We start from the raw sequence: 12,959 nt of genomic DNA, 5'->3' as shown, positions 1-12,959 counted from the left end.
GTTTTTTTACCTTCTGTCTTTCACCTTAAACAGCAAAATGAAGCCGATAGTGAACGGCAGGACAAGCGACGAAATGCCTATTCTTTGCGGAGTAATACCTTCAAAGCCTAAATTTTGCGCCATTACTATGCTGACGGCTATTAAAAGAGGACCTGTAGCTACGGCGAAGCGTCCTATCATATTGAATAAACCGAAGAGCTCGGTTTGTTTGTCTTGAGGGATAATTATTGAAAAATATGAGCGCGATACTGCCTGAATTCCGCCTTGTACAAGTCCAATCAGCACGGAATACATTGTAAATTGCCATTCGTAGTTCATCGTCCAGGCGGCGCTTAGGGTTATTGCAGTGTAAATAGCTATTGATACAAAAAGGATTTTTTTCGCGCCGAATTTGTGCGCGGCAAGTCCTGCGATTACGGCAAACGGAAAGGCTGTTAGTTGCACGACCAAAAGTGAAACCATAAGCCGCTCAGGCGAAAAACCTAATGTTAAACCGTAATCCGCCGCCATCATTACAAAAGAGTGAACACCGTCTATGTAAAACCAATATGCTATCAGAAAAATGCGGATTTGCGGTTTTTTCCACGCAAAAATTGCTGTTTCTTTCAGGCTTTTCCAAAAAGAATTAAGCGCGCTGTTTTCTATATTTTGCGGCTGACGGGGAATTTTTGAGAAATAAATCGGAAGTGAAAATACAAACCACCATAATCCTGCTATAAGAATGCAGAATTTCGCCGCACTTACAGTATCGTGAAAACCGAAAAACGACGGATTTGATACCATAAAAATGTTCAGTGCAAAAATTATTGCGCCGCCCAAATATCCCGCCGAAAAACCGATTGCCGAAATTCTGTGTCTGTTTTTGGGGATAGCTACGGCAGGTAAAAGCGTGTCGTGGCACATATTTGATAAGCGATAGAAAATATTGGCGATAATAAAGAGAATGAGCGCTTGAATGTGCTCGCCGATTTGCACAAAATACATTAAAATAACCGAAAAAATTCCTAAAAGCGAAAATATGGCAAGCGATTTTTGGCGGCTGTCTTTTTGTGCGATTATTGCGGCAAAAACAGGGCAGAGGAGCGCGGCGATAATTCCTGAAATTCCGTTTGCAAAGCCGAGTTTTGCGGTGGAGTCTGCGACAAGTTCGGGGGATAGGTAGTAGTTTCTGAAAAGTATCGGGAAAAATCCCGCTAAAATACAAAGGGCGAAAGCTGAGTCCGCCCAACTGTAAAGTATCCAGCTTTTTACAGAAACGGACTGCTTAATTTGTTTCGTCGAATTGTCTTTTTGGGTCAAAAACTATCCCTGAAATTGAAATCAGGTTGCAACCTCAGGCGTAAAATAGGCGACCTTAAAATAAACGCTACTTGCGGACTATTGTTATATCTCACAAAAAAGCGTGGTCTTTCGCCATCGATATTACCCACTGCAAGCGTATGAACCGTGCCGTCTTTAAGGGTGAAAGTATATTCGGCGCTCGGATTGTTGAGACCTGCCATTTGGTCGGAAATCATATAGCTGTAATCCCAATCGTTTGCTGTCAGTTGCATAAATTCTCCAATCATATTAACAACATCCTGTTGATTTGCGATAGTGGAGTCTGCGGCAAAAATCCAGTTTTCCTCTTCGTTCAGCGCCAGTGTGTAATTTTGGTCGGTGTGTCGCGCCGAAATTTGCACGATGTCGCTTGGGTTAAAGTCGAAAATTCTTCTTATTCGCCACTCGTTTGGGTCAACATTAAAGGCAAAACCAATTCCGCCGCTTACAAGAAACACGTTGTTGTCGCCAATTCGTCTAAAGAAATTTAAGCGCCAATTTTCTGCTCGGTTTCCCAAAATGAAATCTCCGACAAGCATTCCGTGAACATCATATATCTGAACAAAGTACGTGCTGTCATTTTCAAAGCCGAATTGTGCAAAATTTTCTTGGTTTGAGCCGACAAAATTATCGGGCGTCATTTCGGCGATTTTTGTTATTATGCTCATAACTTTAACGCTGTCCGCAGGATAGAGATTATCAGGTCTTTGTCCGATAGATACAAACCACGCGCCGTTTTGTCGGGTCAGAATTGCGGTTTGTCCGCCTTGTGTTAGGACTATTCTTCCCGCGTTTTGTGCAAAGTGCGGAAAAAACGGAATAAGTCGTCTTTTTTCTTGCGTATTTGCCAAAAATGACGATAAAAGCATTGCTCCTGCAACCAATGCGAGAATTGCTCCCGAAAAAAGCACTTTTTTAATAATCGGCGACATATTTATTTCCTTTCATTTTGTTGTTTTTTACGTTTAATGAACAAAGCAAGTCCTACAATTACAATGATAAGCGGCATAAGGACGATATTTAAAACTCTTATCAAAGTTGCATTGTTAAAATTTGCGCCGCCCATCATATTAAATTGCTGAAGCGAGCGGTCAATCATATTTCGCGAACGCACGGTTATCAGGTCGTCGTCCAAGGTAAGCCAATCTACCAAATTCATAAGCAAGGGCAAATTTTGTGGTGTTCCTACTTCGGCACTTAAAAAATCGGCATTTCCGATAATTATCGCCGTGCCTCTTGTGGTGTAGAGAAGCAATTCTCGTTCATCTAAAGGTTGTATAAATGTAGTGTCGCTGAAAACTGAGTTTATCCTCCCCGACAAGCGAATTGCCATAGGATAGCGCATAAGTGTGCCGTCTTGCATTGCTCTTTCAAAGAAGAACTCCCAGTTTTGATTAGGGGCAATTCTCAGCGGCGGCATATTTTCGTTTAGCGGCGCTGCTCGCAATACCGAATATTGCGACGACATAATTAAAGTGTCGGCTATTGTTGCGCTATCCAAATTTGGCGACACCATAACAGGCGACGCCCACGGGAAAATTATCGACCTCATTGCAGCAAGCGGCGCTACGTTTCTGTTAAATCCGTCTTCGTTTACGCGCACCCAAAACGGGTATTCAGTGGGAACGTTTCGCACTCCGCCGCCTACTTGTGTGGGAACAAGGATAGTTCCTGCCGAAGCGTCTTGTATAAGTTTCGGTTCTACAACAACTCCCCACGCTTCAAGCATATTGTATAAAAGAGTGTTGCTTAAGCTTACGTTTTCGTCTCTCTGCAAATTTACTGCAAATCTTTGTGCTAAAACAATGACGTTTCCTCCGCGCATCAGAAACTGGTCTATTGCGTAAATTTTCTGCGGATGGACGAAATAACTTGCCTCGTTTTCGCCGGGGACTATTATTGTTGAGATATGGTCTCCGATGTTTTCAACTTGGGTGAGGTCTATATATTCTACGTTGTAAAGTTGTTCGAGCGCGTGAATAAGCGCTCTGAAACGCCTGTGTGTGATGTCTTCGGGGATTTCCATCGCATACCATTGTGCAATTTCGGGCGGTACATACATTGCAGTGTCGGTTTTAATAATTCCCACGGTCGGAAGTTCCCGTTTGGTTAGCCTGATTATGCGCTGAACTATCTCAAACTCGATATTGTCGGTTGTCTGGACAAAAGGAATGCTCTCTGACTTTGCACCGTATCGAAGCGCAATTCCCATATATCCTTGCACCATTTCCCGTCTGTCTCTTTGGATTGTTTGGACTTCTACCGCAGGAATGCGCAAAGCAAACGCTTCTTCTCTGTCGCGCGTGTTTCTGTCGGGCTTTCTATGAACAACTCTGATGTTTCTTCCTGCAACACTTCTGAATTCGTCTGTCAGGTCAATGATCTCGCTTTGTACTTGTCTTAAATTTTGCGGTAAATTGTCCGAAAAATAAAGTTCTATCGTCAAAACGTCCTGCAAACCTCTAAGGCGATTTCTTGTCGTTTCGGAAATAGAGAAAATCTTATTTTCGGTTAGGTCGGTGCGCACAAAAAAATTACTTGATACAATATTGGCGGCAATTACGTATCCTAGCGCAATTAAGGAGGATACAATCGTTATAAATTTCAAACTTTTTCTTTTTTTCTTCATTTTTTACTCCCACTTTCTGCTTTGAAGCGATTGAACGTTAAGATACAGGAAAAACGCTATTACGCTGACATAATAAATGATGTCGCGGCTATCAATTACTCCTCTGCCGATACTTTCAAAACGTCCCGAAAGTCCGATGAAAGAAAAGATTTGCGCCAATTCGCTCGGCACAAAACTAAGCACAATCGGATGTCCTATCATCAGAAGCGTCAAAATTACAACAATTGAGCCGATAAGCGCGACAATCTGGTTTTCGGTTAGCGAGGAAATCCACATTCCTATAGAAATATATGCCGCGCCAAGCAATATTGCTCCGAAATATCCGCCGATAATTACGCCGACATCGGGATTTCCTATTACCGCTATGGTGATGGGAACGGTAAGCGAGCACGCGAGAGTAATTGCCAAGAAAGCAATCGCCGCAAAAAATTTTCCCGCCACAATTTGCGTATCTTTGAGCGGTAAAGTAAGCAAAAGCTCGAATGTTTTATTTCTTTTTTCTTCCGCCCAAGTTCGCATTGTTATTGCAGGTACGAAAATCAGGAAAATATAAGGCAAAAACTCAAAATAACTTCTCATTTCCGCCTGATTGTTTAGAAAGAACGTCTGAAAAAACAGGAAATTTGTCAAAAGCAGATAGACAATCATAAAAATATATGCAATCGGCGAAATGAAATAGGTTTTCAGTTCTTTTGCGAAAATTGTAAAAATTCCGTTCATTTTGCCTCCTTTGCGTTGTTCGCTTCTGTTTCTGCTGAAGGGCGCATGCAATACGCCCCTACGGTATCGGTGTCTTTTTTAGTTAATTTTGCGAACACATCCTCTAACGAATAATTTACGCTGATTTTTTCTATTTCGACTATTTCTCGTATTTTTGCTTCGATTTCGGCGTTGAAATTTTTTAGCGTAATTTGATACGAGGTATTTTCTTCGCGCGATTTTTCTATAACTTCGTCGGGAGTTCCGACTGCTGCGGTTTCGCCGTTGTTTATTATAAGAATTCTGTTGCAGGTCGCGGCAACTTCGGGCAAAATGTGCGAGCAGTAAACCACTGCTTTTTCTTTGCCGATTTCTTTTATGAGTTGGCGAATTTCAATGATTTGGTTAGGGTCAAGTCCGCTCATCGGCTCGTCTAAAATCAAGAGTTCCGGCTCGTGTATCATTGCCTGTGCAAGCCCTGTTCTTTGGCGATAACCTTTCGACAAATATCCGATAGGTCTTTTTCGCATTTCTTCGAGTCCGCAGACTTCTATCATTTTATTTACTTGTTTTTTCAGTTTTTCGCTCGAAAGTCCGCGCAGTTTTCCTATAAATTCCAAGTATTCGCAAACGAACATATCTGTGTAAAGCGGGGTTGTTTCGGGCAGGTAGCCGATTTTCTTTCGCGCTTGTAAATCATTTAGTGTTATGTCCATTCCCGCGACTTTTACGCTACCTTCGGACATCGGCAGAAATCCTGTGATTATTTTCATTGTGGTGGTTTTTCCTGCACCGTTTGGTCCTAAGAAACCGAACACTTCACCTTTCTTAACGGAGAAACTCAAGTCTTTTACCGCGGCGACTTTTCCGTAATTTTTGTATAAATTGCTCACTTCAAGCATAATTTCTTTCAACAAAACCTCCTAATTTTCGGTTGTTTGTAAGAGAAAATAGTTTTTGTGCACAAGAAAAATCAAATCCATACGTGCAATTTAGTATTTTACGGAAAAATAAGTTGTTTTACGAGAAATAATTAAGGATAAAAAATGCTCGGAATAAAACCGAATGATAAAATTATAAGCAATAGTTTGAGTGAAGGAGTGAATTCACTTGTGCTTGTTTTGTCGAAGATAAATATAAAACTTGATTTGTTGATTGCTGTTTTTGTTGTAATTACTTTGTTTTTTGGGGTAGCAGCTGATGCTGCAATTATGTATTACGTATTTTCTTTTGTACCGATAGCTCTTGTCTTTTATGCAATTTGCTTTATTCTTAACCACAAAATTACGGCAATGTTTTATTTTGTGGCACTTTTTGTAGGGATGGTAAATTTTAGTCCAGCGAACTTAGTCAATATTATGTTGGCTGATTTATTGTTTCCAGGATTAGTTCTGTCTTTGCTTTTTTCAAACAAATTAACTAAAGAAGATATTTGTTCTCCGATTTTCATTTCACTTTCAGTGCTTTGCGGATTTGCAATACTCAGCGCTTTGTTTGGTATTTTCTTTACGCCAAACTATTTTCCCGAACTCTTAAACACAAATTATACAATTGCTTTTCACATTTATCGTTTTTTGCAATTGCCGGTGGTTTATTTGTTTGTAATCAATTCAATGAAAGTAAGCAATTCCGTAGAAAAAATCATAATATATTCAGTTTTATTTCAAATGTTTCTTGTGTTTTTGCAGTTGTTTGTATTTCAAACAAATTCTGATGGTCGAATGCGTGCGACCGGAACTTTGTTTGAAAATCACATGGTTATCGGATTGTATATAATGACATTTATTCCGTTGCTTATAGTATGTTTAAGAAATAAAAAAGATTTCCGAGCTAAAGTTTTTTGGTTAACTCTTGCTGTCTATTCGGTATATATAATTATTGCGGCATCTGCACGCAGTGTGTTATTGGGTTTAACAGCTGCGGTTGCAGCATTGGTTTTTTTTAATCTTCGTTTTAACAAGAAGGCAATAGGAATAGTTGTATCTTCTGTAATTATAGCGTTTTTTGTTTTTCGATTTATGCCGGTACAAGAAACGATAGACAGAACGTTTAGTGGTGGCAATGCTAATGTGCGGTCGTTAGATGTAAGCTCTTATTCTCGTCTTTTTATATGGCGTGGTTCGTTAACCGTTTTTGAAAATAGTTCATTGTTTCATAAAATTACAGGTAAAGGTCCGGGAACTTTTGCCGGATTGGATTTGATTATTATGCAACTTGACGGCAGAAGGCAAGCAACGGCGGCACACAATAACTTTTTACACACGTTGATAGAAATCGGAATTATTGGCACAATTCTTTTTTTAGCCCATTTTGTAATTATAATTTTCTATTTTTTGAAAAAGAAAAACTTTACGGCACTTGTTTTTGCTTGTGTAACGATAGGGCTTTTAGTTTCAGGTTTCACGCAGGAATCTTTTTGGGTAAATGGAGGGAATCATTATTGGATGTATTATATAACAATATTGGCTATTTTTGTTTCAATGTTTGAAAGTAAAAGAAAGGAGAATTATGTGTTTGGCGAAAGATAACTGCCAAGTAATCCACATCAGTATATCAGATAATTGTGGTGGTAGTTCTTTGGCGGGATTACGCTTGCATTCGGCAATGTTAAGTGCCGGAATTGATTCAAAATATTTGGTTTATGATAAATTAATCGCAGATAGAAACGATATTATACAAATCACAAAAAACCGATTTGTTAAATATTTCAGGGCAATCATAAAAAGAATATTTGAACGTGCAATATATCTTGTTTCAGGAAAACTTAATAATCAAAGAGGTTGTTTCTATTTTTGTTGCGGATACGATGATATACTAAAACACGATGATTTGAAAAAATGTGATGTGATTTATTTTCACGGTGTTTTGGATGAATGCATAAATTATAAATCTCTGAGAAAAATATTGGCTTTAAATAAAAAAACTTATTGGTTTTTACACGATTGCTTTTCTTTCACAGGAGGGTGCGCACATCCGTTTGAATGCGAAAAATATACAAGTGAATGCCGAAATTGTCCGTATTGGGGCGGTTTTTCGCTTTTTGACTGTGCCCAAAATGAGTATAGGCAAAAGTACAAAATTATCGGCAGGGTGAATAATTTGGCATTTATCGCTCCAAGTTCTTGGATGCTGGGCGTCGCAAAAAAATCCGCTATCGTCAAAAATAAAGCAGTTCACCATATTCCCAATATGGTAAATCCTCGAAATTTCAAGATAATTGATAAAACAGTTGCCCGTTCATTATTTTCGATTGACAGTGCAAAAAAAATCATTGGTTTTGGGGCGGCAAGTGCGACCACAAATCCCTATAAGGGCTGGGAATATATGAAAAACGCGCTTAACATTTTAGCAAAAAAAAGCAATTCGCCTCAAGATATTGAGATTTTAATTTTTGGATGTAATTACCAAAAGGAGATAGCTGATTCTTTGCCGTTCAAAACGCATTTTCTGGGTTTTCTGCAAGACGAATATTCTGCGGCAATGGCGTATAATGCTATGGATGTGTTTGTGGTTTCGTCATTGGCTGAAAATTTTCCGCAAACAATAATTGAAAGTTTGGCGTGCAATGCTCCCGTAGTTGCTTTTGATGTTGGCGGAATACCCAATATAGTAAATGGGAAAACAGGGTATTTGGCAAAATACAAAGACTGCGACGATTTAGCGCACGGAATAAATCTTATATTGTCTGAAAAAGAAAAACTTAATGTTCGGCAATACGTTGAAAAATATTTTCCCGAACCAATTTTGCAGAAACATTTTGAGATTTGGAAAACCACCTAATATTGACTTCGATATTTTTTGTTATCTTCACAATTTGCTCGTTTGTAGTTCTGTCTCCGTATGGCTTATCGCGTTTGCCATTTAAATTGCTTTTTTCAGGGCGCGTGCCGTAAATAGACAAAATCTTTTTCATCGTATTTCCACGTCTTTTTTATCGCAGTCAATTAGTATTTTTGCGACAAACTCTTTAAGTCGGAATTTTATAATTACCCTAAAAAGTAATGATGAAAAAACATTATCACCCCAAAAACCAAAAAATTTATTCCGAAAAAGCAACTCCCTTTTGTGTGCATCTGTTATCCACGAAACTGAATTTTTTTCATCTCCAAGCCAATAATGATGCATAGACACTGTTTTTGGAACTATTTTGGTGACTAATGTTTGCGGATTTTGTGGGGCAAAATATTGAGGTGGATAAATTGTAAAACCTGCGATTTTTTGTAAGCCTTTTTTCTTTGTATCAAACCCTTTTTCGGTCAATATCTCAGTAATGCGAAGAACAACGGTTTTAAGATTTATTCCGCTATCGGATAAAAAATGGTCATTTCTGTAGTGTTCTAAAATTTCATTCACAACTTCAAGTCCTGCATTGCATCCCATCCCAAGCCCTGCAGCAATGATGCCGCGTGATTCTGTTCCCATAAATCCAGTATCATTTAATATTTCACCAAACGGTTTAATCACTTCTACATCTACATCAAAATAAATTCCGCCGAATTCGTATAATACATCAAATCTCGCATAATCGCTTACAAATGCGTATTTTTTGGCATTATATGCCTCTGAGGTATAGGGTATCTTATGAACGTCGTAATTGTTTTCATTCCACTCTATTATTTTATAGTCGGGAAAATATTTTTTCCAAGTTTCAATGTATTTTACGGCGTAATTAGGCAACGGATTGCCACCAAACCAACAGTAATGAATTATTTTGGGTATTGACATTTCAAAGAATTCCGCCTATATCTTTCAAATCAAACAAATATTCGGTTTTATCTGTTTCGTAATTCGATGGAATGCCAATAAATCCATTATGTATTTTACTTATTGGGTGGGGTAAATTAAACGGCTCTATTAGGAGGTTAATCGGTCTGAAATCACCGTTATTAATGTCCCAGTTTTGGGAAGTTAGTGGATAAGATGTCGCCAATAAATATTTTGCGCCGCTTTTTTTGAAATTACGTAGTGCTTTAAGCACGTTCTCATTCGACAAATGGCACAAGCAATCTCGGCAAAGTATCATATCTACTTTGGGCAAATCGTCTTCTGTTATGTCTAAAACTTTAAACGAAATGCTTTCATTGCCATATAATTCGTTGTTGTTTTCAACTATTTTTTCGACGATGTCGCCGCCGATGTAAGTTATTCCGTCTTTGTTTATGGTTTTCATCCAATTAAAATCGCCGCATGGAACATCTAAAAAAGATTTTATTCCATATTTTTTCCATAATAGTGGGAGTTTTTTACGTATATTTTTAGTTGCAACCAATTCTGAGCCGGGACCCGAACGTGACTCGTTTGAACCCCAAAAGTTTTCCTCGTATATATTGGCAAAATTTTCTTTGAAATTTAACTCGTTTCCGTTTTTATGTTCTTGGTTTGCAATCACTAAGCGTTCCAACGTTATTTTTTTTGCATAAAGGCAGTAAATCCCGTACGGCGTGAACAATTTAAATACCCAATTGAGCATCTTGAATATTTTTATCTTAAAGCCCCCTAAAATTCTTCTTACGGCAGACATATAATTTCTCCTTAAATTCCAAATAACTTCCCATAAAATACTATTTGCCGTATAGCTAAAACAAAATTAAAAACTTTCGTTTCAAAAAAGCAAAAATTTTAACTCGCTCATTTTTTGTTAATCCTATGAATACGACAAGAATAACAGTCCATAACATGCTTGCCGCTATTGTGATAAATGAGCGGAGAGTCGACTCCGCAAACAGTTTGTCGGTAAAATAAAAAGGTAAAAACGCTACTACGGAAACCCTCAAGATAGGAACAAGTGCTCTTTTGGCAAAAGATTTTATCGGAAACCCGTATAGTTTTTTTGACGCGAACAAAAATACCGGCTGATATAATATTAATATCACTGCAAGATTAACGCCTAAAACGTAATGCGGCGGATAACCTATTACGCAAGCCAAATAGGAAAGCATCAGAATAAGTCCGTTGAATATATAGCTCAAACAATATATTAACTTAACTTTTCCGGAAGCATGAACTACCGACCAACAGGTCGAAGATATGCTCAATACCAAGACGTGAATAATCATGAGTTTGGTAAATATTGCCGTATGTTCGGGAACGTTTCCGAGCCAGAGTTTTAGTATAAATTCCGTTTCCGCTAAAACCGGAAGAGAAAAGACAAAAAGCAGGAAATAATACATTCGAGTTCCGCGCTCAACCAATGTCCAAGTCGCTTCCGTATTGTTTGCGGCATACGACATTGTTATTTGCGGAGTTAAGGTTTGCCTGAAATTGTTTCCGAATGACAATAAAGCGACACTAATAGAATTGGCTAATCCTCTTGCAGCATTTATTGCCGGACCAAAAAAGATATTCATCATAATATTTACCCCTTCAATTACTAATATAGCAGAAATATTTCCTCCGAATACGTATCCGCCGAATTTTCCTAAATCTTTTATCAGCGACTTGTCATAAACAAACGAAAATCTTGCTTCTTGGTAGTTTTTTCGACAGTAAATAAAATAAAAAAGCCATACCGAACAAGTAACCGCAAAACCGAACAGTGCAAAAAGTATAAGTTTATCCGCATTTATAATCACCAACAAATAAACCGTAAGAAGTCGTGCCGCCACATCAAAAATTCCCATATATCCGTATATGTGCATATCTTCGTGAGAAACTATAAGAGCCATAAGCGGGGCATTCAGCAACGACATCACAAAACTCAGAACGGCAAATTGATAAACCCAGTTAGCAGCAAGCATCCTTTCTTCGGGGATTACAAGCATGTTATTCAAAAACCATACCCCCGCAGTTTGTGCAAGAATAAGGACTATAACGGCGGCTCCTATGTGTAAAATCATACTTGTAGAAAATATTTTTTTCAACACGCTCAGCTCTCCGCTTTTTCCTAATTCTACCGAAATAAATCTTTGCGTTATGTTCATTAGCGTACCGCTCATAAATCCGAAAGTTGCCACGACTCCGGCTACAACATTATTTATTCCGAAATCGGTAACTCCGAGCGTTTGTAAGACGATTCTTGAGGTGAACAATGCGACAAACATCGTTATTATTTGACGAAAATACAAAGCAAGAGTATTTTTCAATATTTTTTTGTTATTTATCGAATTTGAAAACAAATTATTTAACCTTATATAATACTTGTTTTTTTGTGTTTTTTTAAACGATAAAATTCATTTTTTTTTATTTTAAAACGCGCAATATTTTTACAATTAAGTTCAAGTACGCTTTTTAAGCATTCCGGCAAAACTTCTGCACTGCTCCGGTTTACAATAAGAACTGATACAAGATTATTATTATTTACTATCAACGAATACCTCCCGCATTTCTTAACAAATCTTTGGCTACGCTTAAAAAGCCGTTTGTAAATTTATGATAATTTCCGCAAAGCATATTAGAAAAAATCTTTGAACTACGTATTAACCTGTTAGGTATAAGATTTTCGCGGAATGAATAAAATTTAATTTTATCAATAAAAATTTTGCGTTGCTCGTCTGTTAGGTGAAATCTTTTATTGAGCTCTTTAATTGTGATTTCTGCCTTGTTTATTACTATATTATGGTCGCATAAATTATTAATGTTAATTTTTTTTATAAGTTTTTTGTTATTAGTGTCAATTTCTAATCCTAATTGTTGTGATGGATGTATGCGATAGTTTATTGTAATTACATTACTGAAAAACAAACTTTTGTTTAACACTGCTATTGTAGCTAACCAATGGTCGTGCACTAAATCGACAGGAAAAGGTCGCGTTTTTTCGAAAAAAGACTTTTTCACTGCCGATGCGGCGCCTGTAACAACATTTTCTCCGGCAAAGCATCTTAATCCTTTTCCATTTTTCAGCAATTTTTGTTTTTTTTCATTGAAACGGAAGCAAGACCACAACAATTCGTTCAACGGCTTTCCTGTTTCGTCTATTGTCATAGCGTTTGTAAAAGCCATTTCGCAATTCGGATTACTTAAAAACATTTCTTCCAGTATTTTAACTTTATCCGTTAGCCAAACATCGTCTTGGTCGCATAAAATTATAATATCGCCTTCGCAGAGAGCCATGCATTTTTCAAAATTTTTTGTACTACCTAAATTTTTTTCATTAATAATAACTTTTACGGGAAACGGCGCAGTATTGTAAAATCCATTAAGGATATTTACGGTATTGTCGTTAGAACCGTCATCACAAACTATAAGTTCATCAACTTGCCGCGATTGTTTAGTTATGCTGTCAAGTTGTTTTTGCAAAAACTTTTCGCCGTTATATGTCGTCATAGCGACAGATATTTTACTCATAGATAGATTGTTTCCTTAAATGACTTTA

At 37.7% G+C, this 12,959-nt stretch carries 12 protein-coding genes; 2 read left to right on the top strand and 10 right to left on the bottom strand.

All coding sequences use genetic code 11. The features are described from left to right. Nucleotides 1-6: 6 nt before the first annotated feature. Genes FWE23_03860 through FWE23_03840 form a run of 5 tightly spaced genes read right to left on the bottom strand, consistent with a single transcriptional unit; the run spans nt 7 to nt 5,562 of the window. Nucleotides 7-1,299: an MFS transporter gene (locus FWE23_03860; GenBank protein ID MCL2844574.1), complete on the bottom strand. Its 1,293-nt coding sequence runs from the start codon at nt 1,297-1,299 to the stop codon at nt 7-9. Beyond that, the gene (locus FWE23_03855; protein ID MCL2844573.1) at nt 1,296-2,252 is read right to left on the bottom strand and encodes a DUF4340 domain-containing protein; all 957 of its coding nucleotides are present in this window, start codon (nt 2,250-2,252) and stop codon (nt 1,296-1,298) included. The genes FWE23_03860 and FWE23_03855 overlap by 4 nt, the downstream gene beginning before the upstream one ends. A gap of 2 nt (nt 2,253-2,254) precedes the next feature. Continuing rightward, nucleotides 2,255-3,949 (bottom strand): GldG family protein, encoded by a 1,695-nt coding sequence (locus FWE23_03850; GenBank protein ID MCL2844572.1) that lies wholly within the window; start codon nt 3,947-3,949, stop codon nt 2,255-2,257. A 3-nt stretch (nt 3,950-3,952) separates the two neighbouring features. Beyond that, the gene (locus FWE23_03845; protein ID MCL2844571.1) at nt 3,953-4,669 is read right to left on the bottom strand and encodes an ABC transporter permease; all 717 of its coding nucleotides are present in this window, start codon (nt 4,667-4,669) and stop codon (nt 3,953-3,955) included. After that, on the bottom strand, nt 4,666-5,562 hold the full coding sequence (locus tag FWE23_03840; GenBank protein MCL2844570.1) for an ABC transporter ATP-binding protein: 897 nt from the start codon (nt 5,560-5,562) through the stop codon (nt 4,666-4,668). Before FWE23_03840 ends, FWE23_03845 begins: the two co-directional genes overlap by 4 nt. Nucleotides 5,563-5,796: 234 nt before the next feature. Here FWE23_03840 and FWE23_03835 point away from each other — a divergent pair, with 234 nt between their 5' ends. Both FWE23_03835 and FWE23_03830 read left to right on the top strand, forming a co-directional pair. Further along, entirely contained in the window at nt 5,797-7,176 is a 1,380-nt protein-coding gene (locus tag FWE23_03835; protein ID MCL2844569.1) for an O-antigen ligase family protein, read from the top strand. Further along, nucleotides 7,163-8,428, top strand: coding sequence for a glycosyltransferase (locus tag FWE23_03830; protein ID MCL2844568.1), 1,266 nt, complete (start codon nt 7,163-7,165; stop codon nt 8,426-8,428). The genes FWE23_03835 and FWE23_03830 overlap by 14 nt, the downstream gene beginning before the upstream one ends. A gap of 129 nt (nt 8,429-8,557) precedes the next feature. Here the strand turns inward: FWE23_03830 and FWE23_03825 are convergent, their stop codons facing one another. The 5 genes from FWE23_03825 to FWE23_03805 all read right to left on the bottom strand — a co-directional run bounded on the left by FWE23_03825 (nt 8,558) and on the right by FWE23_03805 (nt 12,931). Then, nucleotides 8,558-9,373, bottom strand: a complete 816-nt coding sequence (locus tag FWE23_03825) for a glycosyl transferase (GenBank protein MCL2844567.1) — start codon at nt 9,371-9,373, stop codon at nt 8,558-8,560. A gap of 1 nt (nt 9,374) precedes the next feature. Then, nucleotides 9,375-9,818 carry a hypothetical protein gene (locus FWE23_03820; GenBank protein ID MCL2844566.1) on the bottom strand — a complete coding sequence of 148 codons (444 nt, stop codon included), beginning with the start codon at nt 9,816-9,818 and terminating at the stop codon, nt 9,375-9,377. Between the two features lie 406 nt (nt 9,819-10,224). Beyond that, nucleotides 10,225-11,730: a lipopolysaccharide biosynthesis protein gene (locus FWE23_03815; GenBank protein ID MCL2844565.1), complete on the bottom strand. Its 1,506-nt coding sequence runs from the start codon at nt 11,728-11,730 to the stop codon at nt 10,225-10,227. 44 nt (nt 11,731-11,774) lie between these two features. Continuing rightward, on the bottom strand, nt 11,775-11,954 hold the full coding sequence (locus FWE23_03810; GenBank protein ID MCL2844564.1) for a hypothetical protein: 180 nt from the start codon (nt 11,952-11,954) through the stop codon (nt 11,775-11,777). Beyond that, nucleotides 11,951-12,931 (bottom strand): glycosyltransferase family 2 protein, encoded by a 981-nt coding sequence (locus tag FWE23_03805; GenBank protein MCL2844563.1) that lies wholly within the window; start codon nt 12,929-12,931, stop codon nt 11,951-11,953. The genes FWE23_03810 and FWE23_03805 overlap by 4 nt, the downstream gene beginning before the upstream one ends. Nucleotides 12,932-12,959 lie beyond the last annotated feature (28 nt).

It is taken from the genome of Chitinivibrionia bacterium (genome assembly GCA_009779925.1).
Classification (GTDB): Bacteria; Fibrobacterota; Chitinivibrionia; order Chitinivibrionales; family Chitinivibrionaceae; genus WRFX01.
This window is presented reverse-complemented; position numbering and strand designations above follow the sequence as displayed.